Source organism: Rhizobium acidisoli, assembly GCF_002531755.2.
In the GTDB taxonomy this organism is placed as follows: Bacteria; Pseudomonadota; Alphaproteobacteria; order Rhizobiales; family Rhizobiaceae; genus Rhizobium; species Rhizobium acidisoli.
Genome location: NZ_CP034999.1, coordinates 183,876 through 200,765 on the forward strand (window position 1 = coordinate 183,876; position 16,890 = coordinate 200,765).

Annotated in this window: 20 protein-coding genes; 3 read left to right on the top strand and 17 right to left on the bottom strand. The window is 61.6% G+C overall.

Going from position 1 to position 16,890, the window contains the following annotated elements:
* Position 1: 1 nt before the first annotated feature.
* From CO657_RS37435 to CO657_RS23270, 9 genes are read right to left on the bottom strand one after another with little or no spacing between them, the layout of a single operon-like run.
* Entirely contained in the window at positions 2 to 283 is a 282-nt protein-coding gene (locus tag CO657_RS37435) for a hypothetical protein (protein ID WP_082366350.1), read from the bottom strand.
* 39 nt (positions 284 to 322) lie between these two features.
* Complete coding sequence (locus CO657_RS23235) at positions 323 to 1,255, bottom strand: TrbL/VirB6 family protein (protein ID WP_054185351.1); 933 nt, start codon at positions 1,253 to 1,255, stop codon at positions 323 to 325.
* A 2-nt stretch (positions 1,256 to 1,257) separates the two neighbouring features.
* Positions 1,258 to 1,491, bottom strand: coding sequence for an EexN family lipoprotein (locus CO657_RS23240; RefSeq protein ID WP_054185352.1), 234 nt, complete (start codon positions 1,489 to 1,491; stop codon positions 1,258 to 1,260).
* Complete coding sequence (gene virB5, locus CO657_RS23245) at positions 1,488 to 2,189, bottom strand: P-type DNA transfer protein VirB5 (RefSeq protein ID WP_054185353.1); 702 nt, start codon at positions 2,187 to 2,189, stop codon at positions 1,488 to 1,490. The genes CO657_RS23240 and virB5 overlap by 4 nt, the downstream gene beginning before the upstream one ends.
* Positions 2,186 to 4,552: a VirB4 family type IV secretion/conjugal transfer ATPase gene (locus CO657_RS23250; protein WP_054185354.1), complete on the bottom strand. Its 2,367-nt coding sequence runs from the start codon at positions 4,550 to 4,552 to the stop codon at positions 2,186 to 2,188. Before CO657_RS23250 ends, virB5 begins: the two co-directional genes overlap by 4 nt.
* Positions 4,545 to 4,883 (bottom strand): VirB3 family type IV secretion system protein, encoded by a 339-nt coding sequence (locus CO657_RS23255; protein ID WP_054185355.1) that lies wholly within the window; start codon positions 4,881 to 4,883, stop codon positions 4,545 to 4,547. The genes CO657_RS23250 and CO657_RS23255 overlap by 8 nt, the downstream gene beginning before the upstream one ends.
* 5 nt (positions 4,884 to 4,888) lie before the next feature.
* The gene (locus CO657_RS23260; protein WP_054185356.1) at positions 4,889 to 5,188 is read right to left on the bottom strand and encodes a TrbC/VirB2 family protein; all 300 of its coding nucleotides are present in this window, start codon (positions 5,186 to 5,188) and stop codon (positions 4,889 to 4,891) included.
* Positions 5,185 to 5,853 (bottom strand): lytic transglycosylase domain-containing protein, encoded by a 669-nt coding sequence (locus tag CO657_RS23265; RefSeq protein ID WP_054185357.1) that lies wholly within the window; start codon positions 5,851 to 5,853, stop codon positions 5,185 to 5,187. The genes CO657_RS23260 and CO657_RS23265 overlap by 4 nt, the downstream gene beginning before the upstream one ends.
* A 2-nt stretch (positions 5,854 to 5,855) precedes the next feature.
* Entirely contained in the window at positions 5,856 to 6,392 is a 537-nt protein-coding gene (locus tag CO657_RS23270; RefSeq protein ID WP_054185358.1) for a hypothetical protein, read from the bottom strand.
* Between the two features lie 98 nt (positions 6,393 to 6,490).
* Between CO657_RS23270 and CO657_RS23275 the strand changes: the two genes are divergently transcribed.
* Entirely contained in the window at positions 6,491 to 6,862 is a 372-nt protein-coding gene (locus tag CO657_RS23275) for a hypothetical protein (RefSeq protein ID WP_054185359.1), read from the top strand.
* Positions 6,863 to 6,978: 116 nt separating this feature from the next.
* Positions 6,979 to 7,224, top strand: coding sequence for a WGR domain-containing protein (locus CO657_RS23280; protein ID WP_054185360.1), 246 nt, complete (start codon positions 6,979 to 6,981; stop codon positions 7,222 to 7,224).
* A gap of 98 nt (positions 7,225 to 7,322) precedes the next feature.
* On the opposite strand, the gene CO657_RS37935 is transcribed toward CO657_RS23280, so the two are convergent.
* Positions 7,323 to 7,451 carry a hypothetical protein gene (locus CO657_RS37935; RefSeq protein ID WP_280950503.1) on the bottom strand — a complete coding sequence of 43 codons (129 nt, stop codon included), beginning with the start codon at positions 7,449 to 7,451 and terminating at the stop codon, positions 7,323 to 7,325.
* Between the two features lie 208 nt (positions 7,452 to 7,659).
* On the opposite strand from CO657_RS37935, the gene CO657_RS23285 reads away from it, so the two are divergent.
* Entirely contained in the window at positions 7,660 to 7,938 is a 279-nt protein-coding gene (locus tag CO657_RS23285; protein WP_049730551.1) for an HU family DNA-binding protein, read from the top strand.
* Positions 7,939 to 8,000: 62 nt separating this feature from the next.
* Here CO657_RS23285 and CO657_RS23290 read toward each other — a convergent pair whose 3' ends face one another.
* The 7 genes from CO657_RS23290 to CO657_RS23320 all read right to left on the bottom strand — a co-directional run bounded on the left by CO657_RS23290 (position 8,001) and on the right by CO657_RS23320 (position 16,813).
* On the bottom strand, positions 8,001 to 8,333 hold the full coding sequence (locus CO657_RS23290; RefSeq protein ID WP_054185361.1) for a hypothetical protein: 333 nt from the start codon (positions 8,331 to 8,333) through the stop codon (positions 8,001 to 8,003).
* A 56-nt stretch (positions 8,334 to 8,389) separates the two neighbouring features.
* A complete protein-coding gene (locus CO657_RS23295; protein ID WP_017958522.1) occupies positions 8,390 to 8,713 on the bottom strand; it encodes a DUF736 domain-containing protein in 324 nt (107 codons plus the stop codon).
* A 588-nt stretch (positions 8,714 to 9,301) separates the two neighbouring features.
* Positions 9,302 to 9,721, bottom strand: a complete 420-nt coding sequence (locus CO657_RS23300) for a hypothetical protein (protein ID WP_054185392.1) — start codon at positions 9,719 to 9,721, stop codon at positions 9,302 to 9,304.
* Positions 9,711 to 9,971, bottom strand: a complete 261-nt coding sequence (locus tag CO657_RS23305) for a type II toxin-antitoxin system prevent-host-death family antitoxin (RefSeq protein ID WP_054185362.1) — start codon at positions 9,969 to 9,971, stop codon at positions 9,711 to 9,713. Before CO657_RS23305 ends, CO657_RS23300 begins: the two co-directional genes overlap by 11 nt.
* 90 nt (positions 9,972 to 10,061) lie before the next feature.
* Positions 10,062 to 11,003: a DUF2493 domain-containing protein gene (locus CO657_RS23310; RefSeq protein WP_054185363.1), complete on the bottom strand. Its 942-nt coding sequence runs from the start codon at positions 11,001 to 11,003 to the stop codon at positions 10,062 to 10,064.
* 374 nt (positions 11,004 to 11,377) lie between these two features.
* A complete protein-coding gene (locus CO657_RS23315) occupies positions 11,378 to 12,412 on the bottom strand; it encodes a DUF7146 domain-containing protein (RefSeq protein ID WP_054185364.1) in 1,035 nt (344 codons plus the stop codon).
* 12 nt (positions 12,413 to 12,424) lie between these two features.
* Positions 12,425 to 16,813, bottom strand: a complete 4,389-nt coding sequence (locus tag CO657_RS23320; RefSeq protein ID WP_054185365.1) for a strawberry notch family protein — start codon at positions 16,811 to 16,813, stop codon at positions 12,425 to 12,427.
* Positions 16,814 to 16,890: the final 77 nt, after the last annotated feature.

Consider the following 16,890-nt stretch of genomic DNA (forward strand, 5'->3'; position numbering starts at 1 on the left):
GTCATTCGCCCTCGCATGGACGGTAGGAGCCCGCGACATCGAAATGCGCGAAAGCGGCCGGTGTGGCTGAAGATGGTTCCGCCACATAGGAGGCAGCGTGACTGGTCGGCTCAGCGGGAATGGCCCGGGTCGCCGGCTGCTCGCCTCCACTGTCCTGCCATTGCCACATGGCGCGGTTCAGCGGCCGGCGGGAATAACCATCACATTTGGGCAACGGGTGGGAAATCGAACCGCAGCCTACGAGACCAGCGGTCAACAAAAGCGATAAAACGATACGGAGCATCCAAAAAAACCTGTTCAACTATCTGAAGCGTTGGGGCCGTCATTCGGTCCGGCCTGGCGTCAGGCGGCGGCCGACGGAACGCGCGCCGCGGCCGACCGCTCTGACTGTGTGGGATGTCGCCCAGGCGAGCGTGCTTTCATGCGCATCGCGGGCCGCGCCGTAGCCATAGGTGAGCGACGCCCCGCCCGCCGCAAGAGCCGAAGCAATGCCGGGCAGTTGATAGAATACATAAAGAGCGGCGACGCAAATGGCGCAGAGCGCGATCGGCCGCATCAGCACGTCGCTATAGCCTTCGATCGCCGTAAACGTCGTATCGATGCAGGTGATCAGCAGCGAGCCGATGGCAACGACCAGCACCTGAAGGATGACGAAATTGACGAGCTGGCCGATCCAGGATTCGGTGAACCGGCGGGTCGACTGGAACATGGCGAGCGCGATGAAGATCGGACCTATTGCCAGCACGATGGCAAGCGCCAGCCGGGCATAGAGCGAAACGATATAACCGATCGCCGCGACAAGAAAGCTTGCGCCGATAACCAGTAGGCCGCCCACGCCGGTGACGATATCGATAGGCCAGGAACCCCGCGACCATATCTCTTTGGCGCATTTCTGGCCCTTATCGAGCAGGCTGTCGAAGGTCGATGCGCTCGGCGCCGTGCCGGAGTTCAGCGCCTGCGAGATTCCGCGCGGCAGCGCATCGAAAAAAATATTGGTGACGTAGGTCTGATAGTCGCCGGCGTTCCTCACCAGCATGACGATGATGGCGAGCTTCATCGCCCGGAAGGCAAATTCGAGGATCGGTTCCTGCACGGAGCCGCGCAGAACGAGATAACCGTAGAGCACGACATAGAGCGTGAGTGCGGCCGTCAGCGGGCCGCTGACCCAGCTGGCGATATTGGAGGTGCCCGACGAAATGAAGTTCTCGAGCGGTGTCTTGAACTGTCCGTCGACGAAGCTGAAGACCTGATACATCGTCAGCCTCCCAACGACTTGCCCATCCGCTCCAGCCGCAGCTTGCCGTCGGCTGCCTCGGCGTTGCGGCAATTGGGCTTATCGTGGAGTTCTCCGGGATTGTTACGGCATTCGCCGATAATCGTAGCGAGCAGACTATCGTCCGCCATGAGCTCATCGACGGTGTAAATCTTATCCGCCTGTGGGGAGCAGGCCGCCAGTAAAAGCATCGCCGCGCGAGAAGGAAGCCACTTCATTTCAGCGCCGCTCCCATCGTGTCCATGCGCTTGCGCCAGTCCTCAGCCTTGCGCTGCTCATCGACCTGCACCTGAGCCTGCTGGACCATCTGCAGGCCTTGCATGCGCAGAACATCGGTTTGCAGGAAGGCGGTCTCGGCTTGGAGGCGGGCCTGCAGATCGGCGATGTCCTTGGCATCGGCGGCACTTGAGATTTTCTGGCGAAGCTCATCGATGCCGTCGATGCGCTTGGTCGCCGCATCGTAGATCTGCTGGCCGAGGCTCATCTGCCCGGCGTTCTGGTTCTGGATGCGCGACAGCTCCTGCGCATAGAAATCGTCGGCATCGGTGCGGTAGGTGGAATTGTCCTGAAGGAACTTCGAAGCGGAACTACCGAAGACGCCGCTGCCGGAACCTTTGAACAGCCCCTCGATCCCGTCGAAGTCCTGCGGAAGCGCCTTGCGGATCGACGGATCGTTCAGCAGGTTGGCGACGTCGGCCATGTTGGTGATCTTGTTCAGCGAGCCGTAGAGCTGCTGGGCTTGCTGGAGCTGCTGGTTCAAGGTGTCGAGCTGGGACTTCAGCTGCGCGATGCTCTCAATCTGCTTGGCGATCGATGTTTGATCGATGACGGGGATTCCCTGGGCCGATGCCAGCATCGCCGGCGCCAAAAGAGCGGCCGATAAAAAGAATAGACGCATCGTTCCTGTGCGGATCATGCTGTCTTCCTCCTCTGGTGAAACGCGGCAAGCCAGTCCTCCCGTCCCTCGCCGATCTCCGCGCGGATGGCATCGGCAAGCTCGACATTGGCCGTCCGGCCGGAGAGGATGGCGAGTTCGTCGTCGAAGCCGTTGAGGTTCAGCTCGGCGACGACGCTATTGTGCCCCTGCTTTACGATAAACCGGCGGCTCTCGACGGAGAGCTCGCGCGAGACGAGCTCGAATTCGCGCTCAGTCAGCTTGAAGCCGTCGACATAGTCGGCGCGGTCGCCGCGCGGGTTCGGAAGAAAGATCTGGGTCGGGCACTGCTCGATGATAGTGTGGGCGATCGGCGATACGATGGCGTCGCGCGGGCTCTGGGTCGCAAACAGCATGAGACCGTTCTGCTTGCGGATCGTCTTGAGCTTGTTCTGGGCGAGATCACGAAAGCCTTCGTCCTGCAGCGCCTTCCAGAACTCGTCGATGACAATGATGATGCGACGCCCGTCGATCAGCTGCTCGATGCGATAGAACAGGTAGGCCATCAACGGCGTGCGGATCTCCTCATTGTCGAGGAAATCGGTCATGTCGTAGCCGATGAACCTGGCGCCGATGCCGATGTCGTCAGCCTCGTTGTCGAAGACCCAGCCGAGCGGGCCGCCCTTTTCCCATCGTCGGAGACGTGCGGCAATGCCCTCGGGATCGGTGTTGTTGAGGAACGTGCGCAGGGCGCCGATGGAGCGACGCTCCACCGGCAGGTCCGCCACCCCGTCGACCGCCAAGGCGATGTCGCGCAACTCGGTAATCGATAATTCTCCAGATGCGGGTCGCACCAGCTTGGCGATCCAGCCGGTGAGGAATACTTTGTTTTCCGCAGTGAATTCCAGTGCTTTCAACGGCGCGCAGCCGGTGGCGGCACCGTTACTGAGCGGCAGATAGGTGCCACCGGCCGCGCGTACGAAGAGATCGGCGCCGCGGTCCTTGTCGAAGAAGACCATATGCGGATCATGCTTTTCGAGCTGCGACAGCATGAAGTTCAAGAGCACCGTCTTGCCCGCACCCGACGGGCCGCAGACGAAAGTGTTGCCGAGGTCGCCGTGGTGGAAATTGAAATAGAAGGGTGAACCGGATGCGGTCTTGAGCATGGCGACGGCCGGTCCCCACTCGTTGCCGTCCTTCTGACCTGTCGGATAGGAGTGATAGGGAGCAAGGGCTGCGAAGTTGCGCGACGTGATCGCTCCCGAGCGCGCGCGATAGCGGAAATTGCCCGGCAGTTGTGCCCACCAGGCAGCCTCGAGCCCAAGATCCTCGCGGGCGACGACCGCGCCGCCGCTGGTGAGATAGGCGCGCGCCTTCGCCATGTGATCGGTCAGTTCCTTGACCGAGGGAGCGAAGACGGCAAGCGTAAGATGATGTTCCCCAAGAACGAAGCGATTGGATTCAAGGTCGTCCATCGCCTCACCGAGTTCTTCGATCTGCGAGGCTGCCTTGTCGCCGGCACTGACCATCTGGTTCTGCTTGCGACCCATGATCGTGCGGGCATCGGCCTTTGAGGTGAAGGCGAAGGACTGCGTCAGGATGAGCTCGAAAGGTGCGGTCAGGATAGCGTCGAGCATGCCGCTGCGCGTCGTCGCCGGATATTCCTTGAAGCCGAACATGCCGGCATAGCGGCTGTCGGCCTCGTGACGGATCTCGACGGTCTCGCGCCCGAATATCACCCGATCGGAATAGATCGCCGAGGAAATTCGTCCCTCCGTCAACGGAATCGGTTCCCGCCGCCCGCCGACGATCTGGTGGAGCACTTCGCTCGGGCCGGAGAACAGGATGCCGTCCTGTTCGTCCAGAGTGAGCAGCCTCGGCTCGAACCGCTGCAGGCCGGCGACGACATCCGCCACCCGGTCGCGCAGATGCTTCAAGGCGTGCTCGTCAAGCTCGATACCGGAGCGGCGCGCCTTGCCGAGCCGGGAGAGAAGCCTGGCGGCCTGTTCGGCGGGATCCCGGCCGGGATGCCAGACGAGGGTGAGATAGAGATCGTTGCGAAACAGATCTTCGCCAACCATCCGCTCGCGGTATTTGGCATTCAGACCGTCGGAGAAGGGATTGGCGAAGCGTCCGTCGGGATAGGCATTGTCGCGGCGGCGCACGACATGCGTCCAGAGCGCCAGCCGCTCGTCGGCGATATTGCGATAGAGCGTGTTCAGGCTGCGATGCAGGCCATTGAGGTCCCTGATGTCCGATGTTTCGAAGGAAACTCCGTCGAGGGCGATCATCGCCATCAAAGCTCGGGTTTCGAGCGCAATGGTCGTCTCGTCGACATGCCTGATATAGGGAATGAAGGTCTCCGGCCCGAGCTCGCGCGACCGGAGCGTCGCAATGTTAAACAAAGCTGAGATCCCTTTCGTCATAACGCCGGGTGAGCGTCAGAGGCGAGAGTGTGGCGCCGCCCCAATAGGCGGCATTGCGGGAGCGGCCACGGGTTTCGATCCAAGCGATCAGGATCCGAAACATATTGTGGTCGTGCTTGACGAGCGCGCGAAACAGGACATGGAAGACGATCCCGGTGAGCGCGTAGGCGATCGATCCCGCTGTGATGTAGAAGACGGTCGTCAGCATGATATTGACGCCCATCGCCTCCATCGTCACGCCGGCGATCATCGCCGGGCGGGTGCAGGCCAGAAACAGCGTGTCGTCTTCGAGGCTCGGAATGTTCGCCATCGCGCTCAATTCCCGACGATGGTGTTGACCAGTTCGGTGGCGCCAAAAATGCCGCCGATCCCGATAATCCAGAAGCCGGCCCGCCTCAAATCCATGTAGCCAAACATCCAAGCGATGCAGATGATGATGACGGCGATCACTGCCAGCAGACGGGCGATATTGCCGGTCAGCATGTCGACGATGTTCTGCAAGACGGTTTCGATACCGGCGGCCTGGGCGAAGGCCGGCTCGACCATGCAGACGACAATGGCGGCCGCCATCAGCGTGGATGCGGCAAGGGGGCGAAGTCTGGCTTTGGAGATCATTCACTCTGCTCCGATCGATCATTCTGGAAAACGAGAACCGAAGATTGCCGCCCTGAGCTGAACACTTCCCAGGATGGGGCCTCGACGGTTTGGGAGGGTTGTAAAGGCGGTTCGGGAAGTGCCGGTATCACCTCATCCTGTGGCTGCCCGCCAGACCCGGCCTGGTCACCGCGTTCGCCAATGGTGAGCGAGGCAAGCGTCGGCGATAGCCGCGTTGCTTCCTGACGCACCTGCCTGTCATATTTGACTATGGCGCCGATGGATGGATCATCGCGGCCATAATAGGACTGGAGCATCACCCTTTCGGCCTGAGCCGGATCCCCCGCGCGCAATGCGGCGCGGTAGTATCCGTCGAGAAGCGTGGCCGTCGCCTTGAGGTTCAGGCAGGGATCAAAGGCGTCGGCGACGGATAGCTTCAATTTTTGAAGCGCCTCTATCGCAATACCGCCGAGCCCGATCTGAATATCCTGGTGATCGGCAATCAGAGACGTGGCAACCTCGATCGCTTCGGCCTTCGATGCGGGTTGAGCGGCGAGTGGCGGGGCGCTGTTGATGCGGATGGCGAAGGGCTGAAACCGGCTCTCAAGGCTGACAATGCCGGCCAGCGTCTCCACCTGAACCATCGGCGCACAGGTTTGCGCGATTTCGACGAATGCAGCACCCATCGTCAGTACCAAACGCGCTGTTTACCGGCGCCGTCGATGGTGACATCGACATAGTGCGGCTGCGATCGCACATTCGGACGACTTATCGGATAGCCCTTGCACTGGCGGTGCCCGTCCACGCGCTGCCAATGTGGCGACAGGACCGAATTGTCGCGGGACGTATAGTCGTTCCCATCCCAGCAGAGGCTGTTGCTCACCGGCTGCGGCGATGTCGACACACAGGTTGCTTGCCGACCGCCGCGACCGCTATCAGTCGTGAGCTTGTACCCCGCATCGCAATAGTAGGGTTCATAGCCCGGCCGCGAACTCTGAAAACCGACGCCGCTACAGGTCGGGAATGAGTGCCCCTCGGCAAGCTCCCGCCACAGCTTCTGGATCGGCGGCCGGCATTCGGCATATTGCGTCGGCCCGCCGGGATTGGAAAGGCATAGGATAACCTGGCATCCCCAATCCTCGGCCCGCGCTTTACTGCCGAAAATAAGATAGGGTGGCGCAACGAAGCAGACCGTAAGCAGTGAATTCAGGAGAAGGCTTTTCATGAACAGGATCCTTCGAGACGATGGCGCCCTATCGCGTTTCGGGAGACCCAATCCGCCTGCCCGCATTCATACTGTCGTATATAACATAGTTAAATGACATGACAAGCGCGATTAAAACGCAATGGCACAACCTTGCCTTCTCGGGACTTATTCTCCATGAGATCCTCGACCATCCGCTGGAGGACGAGACCCCGCAGGCGAGGCTGAAGCAGATCGGCATGATGACGATCCTCTATACGATGACTCAGGCCCATCAGAAGCTAACCCTCTCTAATATAATTGAGATTACCGAGCTAACACGCAGCGGTGTGAAGGAGACGGTCGACCTTTTGGTAAAGCGCGGAATGCTTTTGGAGACGATGGGGAAGAACTCCATGGGCCGGGGGACGGCGCGGCAATTCGAGATCTCTCAGGACCTCCTGAGCAAGCTGAGCTCTTTCCGCACCAGCCAGGAGGCGGGGTTAAACTGACTAATTTTCGGCTTTAATGGAGTGAGATGCGAATCATCTGGCAGTCCCGATCGTATGGTTGCCGGCAGCGATCAGGTAATGGGGCAACCCGCCCGCAGGCGGGTTCCACTCAAACAATGAAGCCTTATCAGCTTTATATCGAACGCGCGGGCGCCACGAAGAACGTGGCCCGCTATTATGCCATATCAATGGAGCCTACGCTGTTTGGGGAGGCATGCCTCATCCGTCGGTGGGGTCGCATCGGTGCTGGCGGTCAGAGGCTGGTGCATCATTTCGAGTACGAGGAGGAGGCCGTCGGACTCTTCCTCCAGCTCTTGCGTCAGAAGCGGCTGCGTGGCTATCGCCCGAAATCCACTGCCTGACCTGATCGAGTGGATGAAGGCTTGCGAAGCAAAGCTTCGAGCCGGACACGCCGGTCGATCCCGGCGGGACCGGCTCACCTGGTAACAGAGAGCCACCCTCAGAAGGGTGGCTCGGCGCCGATGCGACCGTCTTGCTCGGCCCAGATCACCTCGCGCCCAGCCAGCGCCTGTTCGAGTTCACCCTCGATCTGGCGACGCTCGGTAGGATCGGCATCTCGCCATGGCATCCCTGGGACTGAGCAGACAGCCCCCTCTCGTGTGCCACTGATAGCTTGTGCGGTCGGTAAAGCGGGTCTGCGGCGTCGTAAGAAGGCTTTGGGTCAATGGGAAGCTGTGGAAATCCTGGCTTTCCGGATCTTCCTTCGGCATTGCGTCAATGACAGCGTCTCAATCCGATGTCAGGGATTTCTTATCAACACTGATGCGGAGACGAAAATGACCACGACCAACGAAATTGCCGACAAGATTGCAGGCGAGCACGGCCTGACCAAGGTGCAGGGCAAAGCAATCGTCGAGGCGGTGATCGCCTCCATTACCGAGGCTGCGGTTGCCGGCAACGAGACGTCGCTGCCTGGCTTCGGCAAGTTCAAGGTGAAGGCGACACCGGAGCGTGAGGCACGCAACCCTGCGACCGGTGCGACCATTAAGGTTGCCGCCGCCAAGAAGCTAGCTTTTACGCCAGCCAAGGCGCTGAAGGATGCGCTGAACAAGTAATCTTGTCAGCAATAAAAAAATAGCCCGGCGCCGTGCCGGGCTATTTTCGTTTTGGGTTTGCGTCAGCGGGCGGATGTCCCGTTGAGAACATCCTGGATGATCGAGTCGCTGACCGCCTGATGGGCTTCGCGAGCATGGTCGTCCAGCAGCTTGTGAAGAATGCCGGATGCCAAGGGTATGAAGTCGAAACCGAGCGCGATTGCTGCGGCACGCAGTTGCGACAGTGTTTCGAACGCCCGGAAATCCGTACCCAGCCAGAGTTCAAGATTGTCGCCACCGGCGTCCGGAAAAGCCTGGAGGAAGAACGTCTGAAGCGGGCGGTCGTAGCCGATGATGGCATCCGGATCGTAGTCGCGGGATGCGGTCCTGGTGACGGTTATTGTGTAGCGGCTCATGGCGGCCTCCTTTGGAATGGGGACGCCGGCCCCGTCTGCGGGGCCGGCGATGCGGTTCAGGCCGGGCTGTTCCAGAGGATGACCTTCTTGCCGGGCTCGCCACCGGGGGCCGGGGCGACGTTGCCGAAGATCACGCCGATCTCTGGTGCTTCGATTTTCGTGGAGATGTATTCTTCGCCGGTCTGGCGAGAGATGCGGTTCCAGCCTGCGCCGATCTCAAAGCCGGTCTTGCGGTGGATGATGCGATAGTCCGGCGCCTCTTCGCTCGCCTTGCTGGCGTTCGGGACGAGGGCGATCGGGGCGTTGACCCGGATGGTGGCGAAGACGCCTTCGAGCGTGCCGTCGGTCTTTTCGGTGAGGGTTGCGATCGTGGTAGCCATGGGATTGTCTCCTTCGTTGCATCGGGACCATTCCCGATGGCGCCCGAAGAAGGGACCGCGCCGCAGGCGTCACCGCAGCTTAAGCGAAGGGAAACCCCTTGCGGGTTGACGCTGATGGCGGCCGGTCCCTTAGAAAGGCGACATGAAGAACGGGAATGGTCCTTGATTGCGACGTCGGCAGGAGACCTCGCCGTGGCTGCCCTTTGCGGACCATTCAAGAGCCGCGCTCGTGACATGCGTCGCTGGAGTTCGGGGTCAACGGACGGTGGCGGTCAACCACTCGCGACGCGATATATCAGCACCGTCTGATCCCAGCCTCATCATCAACGACGGCTTCGGGGGCGTGACACTCGAATTGTCGGCCTCTCCCGACGCAACTGCAGTTCTGCGGAGCGGAAACCGTGATTTGAGGGATTGTCGTCCTGGTGTGCAGCGGTGGCTCGGCATCAAGATCGATCGAGAAGAGCCCGCGACGGCCGGCCGACTACGCAATCGTGGCTGCATCGATTCGATAGCGCCGGGGATCCGCCACTGCGACGACGCGACGGGGATCAAGAGGGAAGAAGCGGCCTGAAGCCGCGGCAAGTCTCAATCGAGCCGGTTGACCCGACCGGTTCGTCCGCGCGCGTCGGCAAACAGTCTGGCAATCTTCACCATGAAGGATTTGCTGAAGCGGCCGAGGATGTCCTGATCGGGCTCGATGTACCAGGAGCGTTCGACGATATCGTAATTGTAATCGTCGGCCATAATCCAGCACTGCTTCAGATCACTTAAGCCCGCACGCTTGCGCTCGATTTCGGGGATCTCCAGAGCGATCCGGTCAGTCTGCGGCGGTTGGGTGGTGATGGCGAGAAGCGCCAGATGGGTATTGCCGTCTTTTGCACTGTGGATCGCGATGACGACGCAGACGGGGCGCTGCTTGCGACCCTCGGTTTCGCCGCGCTGCTGCTGCCAGGCCCACAGGTACGGATAGGAAATGACTTCACCGGGGCGGAATTCACGGCTCATCGTCATAGCCTTCGCCGCGCGTCAGCCGATCGAGCGCCTCGTCGAACAGTGCTGCATGCTCGTCGGGCATCTCCGAAATATGATAGGCACGGCGGGGGTCGCCGCCGGTGCGCATGCGCTCATAGTGCTCGTAGCTCATCAGCACGAAACGCGGCTTCTTGTGCCGGGTGAGCATCACCGGCTCGCGGCTCGCGGCATCGGTGATATCGCCGATTTGTTTATTCAAGTCGCCTGTCGTGAACTGCTTCATGGCTATAGTCTCCGGTACGGTTTCCATATAATATATTTTTCCATTTTTTCCATCTTTTCCATGTTTTCCACGTTTTCAGGAAAACGGCGCTCATGCGCCGTCTCCTGAAGCCTGCCAGACCGGGATGCCGAGCCGGCGCGCCTTATCGGCAAGATTGCCCGTGATCCCGTTTCCCGGAAAAACGATCAATCCGGCGGGCATGACCGACAGCATCTCGTCATTGCGCCGGAAGGGGGCGGCCTTCGCATGCTTGGTCCAGTTGGGCTTGAAGGTGATCTGCGTAACCTTGCGGGCGTCGGCCCAGCAGGCGGCGATCCGTTCGGCGCCTTTTGGCGAGCCGCCGTGCAGCAGCACCATGTCCGGGTGCTTGGCACGCACCTGATCGAGCCTGGCCCAGATCCGCTCGTGATCGTTATAGTCCATGCCGCCGGAGAACGCGATCTTGGTACCGGCAGGGATCAGCACCTCCGTCTCGTCGCGGCGACGGGCGGAGAGGAAGTCCCGGCTGTCGATCATCGCCGCCGTCATATTGGCGTGGTTGACCTTCGAGCCGGTACGTGGCCGCCAGGACGAACCGGTCTGCGCCTCGAACAGGTCGGCCGCGTAGTCGCGCATGAACTCGAAGGCGTTGCGGCGCTCCAGCAAAGTGATGCCTTCGGCAATGAGGCGTTCGAGTTCGACACTCTTCACCTCCGAGCCGTCCTGCTCGCCCTGTCCGGTGCGCTGCGCCTCCTCATTGCGGTCGAGTTCGCGCTGAATGCGCTCGCCGGCGCGATGGAAGAGATTGGGGATCGACCAGAATAGGTCTTCGAGATCGGGCTCCAGGCGTGTGTCACCGAGCATCTCGGCGAAGGCACCGAAGATCGCGGTGATCGATGACTGGACCTGTGGCTCTTCCGGCAATGGCCGCGGATCGGGCTCGTCCTGGAAGGGACGATAGCCGAAGATTTGCATCTCGTAGATGAAGCGATCGGTCGGGGAGGATGCATGGTGGGGCTCGATGCCGTCGTCGGGGTGAAGGATCAGGTCCATGGTGGTCTCCGTTCATGGGCCGCGCCTCTCGCGGCCTGACGGCGAACCCGGTCACGCGGGCCGAGGCCGGAACCGCAAGCAGAGCGAAGCGGCCCAGCGAAGCGCCGGGCGGCGGAAGAAGGGTTTCTTGGTCCGCGAGGAATGACGGGCCATCGCATCGGCCCGAAAAATGGGAACCGTTTTCGGAAGAGCCGATGCATAAAATGGCCCGGCAGGGGAGGAAACCCGACTGACCCGCTGAAGGCCCGGAGGCCCGCGTGGTAAGGGTCGCCTCTCGGCAGGCCCGCGGGCGGGCGCCCACACGGGAGCCACGCTCCGTGGACCGTCCATCGCCCACGCCGCAGCAATCCCGCCTACCCCTTCCGACAGCCTCATCAGGGCAGGAAGGCCGTCGCATCTTCCGGAGTGAGTTGAGCCCTGAGGCTTGCGGTCAGCCGGTCGGGACCCAGCCAGCGCAGATCCTCGTTAAAGTCGCCGAGTTCCGGCGACAGCACCAGCGGCAGGATCCCGCATCCCTGTGCCCTGCGGCTCAGTCCCTCGATCCCGTGGCGGCCGGCCGCATCCGCGTCGGCGGCGATATAGATGCGCCGGCATCCGGGAGGGAAGTTGAAGGCCGCGAGGTGATTGGCCGTCAGGGCGGCGACCATCGGCATGGCGGGCATCACATGCGAGAGCGACAGCATGGTTTCGAGCCCCTCGCCCGCCGCCAGGACCGGCACAGGATCGTTGATCGGAAAGCCGAAGCGGACCGCATTGCCGAGCAGGCCGCCGAGCGCACGGCGGGGATCGTCTACCCTGGCCTTGCCGTCGCCATCCGCATCGAGCCAGGTGCGGTGGACGCCGGTAATCGCTCCGGCCGCATCGGTGACGGCTGCGATCAGTGCCGGATAGCTTGTCGCCCGGCCGGTGACGAGATCACGGTAGTAGCAGGACGGATGGAAGCGGAGCGCTGTATGCGTGGATGCCCGCAGGATTCCTCGCTCGCGCAAATATGCGTCTGCTAAAGTGAGGGCCAGCGGTACGGTCATCCGAAACAGGCGGCGCGCCCGTTCTGCGGCTGGCCTATCGAAAGGCCGATTGTCATCGCCATAAGCGCAGTTGGACGAAACAGGCCCGGGTCGCGGCAGGCTCAGGAAATGCCGTACCTCCTCCGCGACGTGGCGGAAGTCGACCAGGCCACAGGTCTCACGAACGAGATCGAGCAGATCGCCGAACTGCCCGGTCGCGGCATCCGTCCATCGGCCGGCCCGTGGACCGACCAGATGCACGTAGAGCGACTGGCCCTTGTTGTTGCCGACATCGCCGACAAGCCAGTAGTTGCCGGCCCGGCGACCGGCGGAGAGATAGTGGCGGCAGACCCCCTCCGCGTTTTCCGCGAGACGGCCCGCCAGATCGGCGGCGGACAGCATGACAGACCTCCATCACGACCGGCGCACAATGTCGATGAGGCGATGACGCTGCATCAGCTTCGACAGGATCTCCGGCCCTTGGTCTGTGACAGGCACGAAGAAGCGCAGCTTCCAGTTGATCATCTCGGGGAACAGGCCGATCGACCGCAGCCAGTCGCGCATGCCGTCGGTAAAGCCAGTCAGTTCGACGCGGTAGTCGTTCATGACACGCGCCCGCCGCAGCGTCATGTCGCCGGCGAGCCCGATGATCGAGGATCCGACGACCAGCGATGCCCAGGCCTGGTCCGGCGCGATCACCATGGTCTGGTCGATCCCGAAGTTGCGGCAAAGCCCGGCCAGCCGATCGGGAGCGATGACACGGCCGACGATCCGTTCGCCGTCGTCCGTCTGCAGACGCCGCACGCGGCAGAAATCCTGGGGCAGCAATTTCCAGATCGGCAGCAACAAACCGCTGACGATATGCATTGTCGACGTCGAAAATTCCGGCACTGCCGCGACTTCGGCATCCCAGGCAATTGCGAAAGCCTGTTCATCAGCCTCCTGCCAATTCGTCTCTTCGAGCTGACGGACTTCGAAGCGGAGCTCGTCCATCGGCCGGATCAGCGACACGCGCGGTTGAATGGAGCCGTCGTCCAGCATGATCGAGCGAGTCGGCACCATCACCGCTGGTCGGCCAGACTTGCCGTTGATCATCAGCCTGGCGCGCGGATCCTGCTTCAGCATGCTATGAACGTCCTTAAGCTGCATGGGTGCGTTGCGGTCCCGGCGCTCGATGGTCAAGAGATGCGATTGGGCGCCGGTGACCGGATGCGTATAGATCAGCCGCCGGTCGGTGACCGTCATGCTGTCGGCGGTGATCGTCTCAAGCCCCTTGTCATAGATGCCGGCGGCAATCGCCCCTTCGATACGAGCGGCCAGCAGCTGCTCGAAGGCTTCGAACAACACGTTCTGCATGACGATCGTCAGTGCCAGCATGCGGTTGAGGAAGGTCTGGATCGGCGGCAGCTCATCCTTCAATCCACCTTCCTCCGAGGTGAGCGACAGGCCGGTGATGCTTTCGAACTTGTCGAGCGAGCAGCCTTCGATCCTGCCGGCGTGCAGCAGTCCGTAGAGTTGCCGCAGCGCGTCGCGAGCATATTGCGATTCGAGATTGTCCTCGGACCGGAACATGCCCTGCCCGCCGGTTTGGCGCTGACCGCGTGTGATGGCGCCAAGCGTGTCGAGACGCCGGGCGATCGTCGAGAGGAAGCGCCGCTCCGCCTTGACGTTGGTAGCGATCATCCGAAACCGCGGTGGCTGTTTCTGGTTGGTGCGATGACTGCGCCCAAGCCCCTGGATCGCCACATCGGCGCGCCAGCCCGCTTCCAGAAGGTTGTGAAGACGCAGGCGCTGATTTTTGGCGGCAAGATCCGCGTGGTAGGATCTGCCGGTTCCGCCGGCGTCGCTGAAGACAAGAATGCCCCTTTCGTCATCCATGAAGGCGCGGGCCTCATCGAGATTGGCGCTGCCCGGCCGGTTTTGCACGGCATAGCGCGCGATGGAGCTGCTGTCCTCCCGGCGAATGATGCGGCGGGAGCGGCCGGTGATCTCGGCGACCTTGCTGATGCCGAAATGCTGGACGATCTGGTCAAGGGCGGTCGGGATCGCCGGCAGGCTGCCCAAGGTTTCGATCAGTTCGTCGCGACGCCGTTCGGCCTCCCGGCAAATGACTGGGTTGCCGTCCACGTCATGGACCGGCCGGGAACTCAGATTTCCATCAGCATCGGAAAATTCCTCGAAGAGCTGCACCGGGAAGGAGTGCATCAGGTATTCGATGACATATTCCCGCGGCGTGACGTCGACCTGCAGATCGCTCCATTCCTCGGTCGGGATCTGCGCCAACCGGCGCTCGGTCAGAGCCGCTCCCGTCGAAACGAGCTGGACGATGGCAGCATGACCATCGTCCAAATCTGCAGCGGTCGCTTTGAGGAGGGCCGGCGTCTTCATCGAGGTCAGAAGATGGTTGAAGAAACGCTGCTTCGAGCTTTCAAAGGCCGAGCGCGCGGCTGCCTTGGCGTTTTTGTTCAACGTCCCAGTTTTGCCGGTTATTCCGGACGCCTCCATGGCAGCGTCGAGATGGTTGTGGATGACCTGGAACGCCTCGGCATAGGCGTCGTAGATGCGGACCTGTTCCTCGGTCAGCTCGTGTTCGAGGATTTCGTATTGCACGCCTTCGAAGGAGAGCGAACGCGAGGCATAAAGCCCCATTGCCTTGAGGTCGCGGGCCAGCACTTCCATCGCCGCGACACCGCCATCCTCGATCGCGGCGATGAACTCGGAACGGGTCGGGAAGGGAAAGTCGCTGCTGCCCCAAAGACCGAGCCGTTCGGCATAGCCAAGGGATTCGACGTCTGTTGCGCCAGTCGCAGAGACGTAGACGACGCGGGCGTCAGGAAGCGCGCGTTGCAGGCGAAGTCCCGCCCTGCCCTGTTGTGACGCCGCTTTATCACCGCGCTCCGTCTTGCCACCGGCCGCATTCGCCATGGCATGGCCTTCATCGAAGACGATAACACCATCGAAGTCGGCGCCGAGCCACTGGACGATTTGTTGCACGCGCGAGCGCTTGCCCTCACGCTCGTCAGTGCGCAGCGTGGCAAAGGTGGTGAAGAGGATGCCTTCGTCCAGCTTGACCGGCTTGCCCTGCCGGAAACGCGACAGGGGTGTCACAAGCAGCTTTTCTTGGCCCAGCGCGCTCCAGTCGCGCTGGGCATCCTCGATCAGCTTATCCGATTTTGAAATCCAGACATGGCGTCTGCGGCCTTTTAGCCAGTTGTCCAAAATGATGCCGGCGGCCTGGCGACCCTTGCCGGCGCCTGTTCCGTCGCCGAGAAACCAGCCGCGACGGAAGCGGACAGCATGTTCTGCATCCGATGCGACGGCCTTGAGATTGTCGAAGGAGGCATCGAGGCTCCAATGGCCGGCGAGATAGCCGGAATGGGCTTCGCCAGCATAGATGACGCTCTCGAGCTGGGCATTGGAGAGATCGCCGCCGGTGACGACGCGCTCCGGCAGGTGTGGACGATAACTCGGCTTTGGTGGCGCGACGGATGCCATCGCCACGGATTCGACCAACCTATCGGGATGCGGTTTTGCATTGGGGATGTGGATCGATTGCAGCCGGTAGGCCTCGTAGATGCCATCAGCGGCATTGGTCTCATCTTTGGGCTGAGCGTTTCGCAGCTCATAGGAAAGTTCGATGATTTCGCCATCGACAGGTATCGGACGGACCGTTGCTGCAGGCCCCGCCTGTCCTCCGACCGCGGGGCGATGCGACGTGGCGCTTGCTGCTGGACGCATTGTGTCCGCGCCCAGGATACCGCTGCGGAGTGCACCACTAGAGTTCGGCGTCGTCACGGACAAGCGCGTTGGAATGCCGCCGATCCAGGTCAGCAGTGTTTCCAGATCGTGCGCAGTGCCGCTCGACGTCATCAGCTTCGAAGGATCACGCGCCGGGATCTTGTCGATGACGATCAGGCGCGTTTCCGTCGTTGTGCCATGGCGGGCGTAGATGCTTCCGCCGATCGCCGCGGTGAACAGCACCGAGCCCTGCCCCTGAAGACGAACGAAAGCGTCGCGCCATGCCGAACTCTCCGGAGAAAGGCTGGCCCCAGTGATCGCGACCAACCGCCCGCCGGGGGCAAGGCGAGCGAATGCGGATGTGAGATGCCGCCAGGCAGCTTCGGTGACGCGACCTTCGACATGAACACCGGCGGAAAATGGCGGGTTCATCAGCACCACGGTCGGCTGAATGCGACGGTCGAGGTAATCGTCGATATGCGCGCCGTCGTGTTGCGATACCGGAACGCGGGGGAAAAGCTGCGCCAGCAGCGAGCACCGGACAGCCGCATATTCGTTGAGTGCCAGACGAGCATGTGCGAGTTTTGCAAAGATCGCCAGCAGGCCGGTTCCAGCCGACGGTTCGAGCACCACGTCAGCGGACGTGATGCCGGCAGCACGAGATGCGACGAAGGCAAGCGGGATCGGAGTCGAGAACTGCTGCAGGGCCTGGCTCTCTTCGGATCGGCGGCTGTGGGTCGGTAGAAGACGGACCGCCTTCGTCAGCATCGCGAGCGTCGATTGGGGCGAATGGTGGCAGGACACGATTGCGTGGAATTTGCGCAGGAAGAGAACCTGGGCGATCTCGGTCGCCTCATAGGCCTGCTTCCAGAGCCAGAGGCCCTCAGCGTCGCTGCCGCCGTAGACTTCGGTCATGATCTGCCGCAGGTTACCTGTAGCGAGGACTCTACCTTGCTCCAGCAGTGACGTGATTCGACCGGCAGCAACTATGAGTGCTTCAGCGCCGGCTTTGATATCAGGACGTGGAGAGGTGGAAACAGTTTGATGATGCGCGATAATATTCATCGAAGGATGCTCCAGGAGTGAGGAAAGAACAGCGGTCCCCAGCGTCCTGCCGAAGGTTCGCAGGAGCGATAATGGGG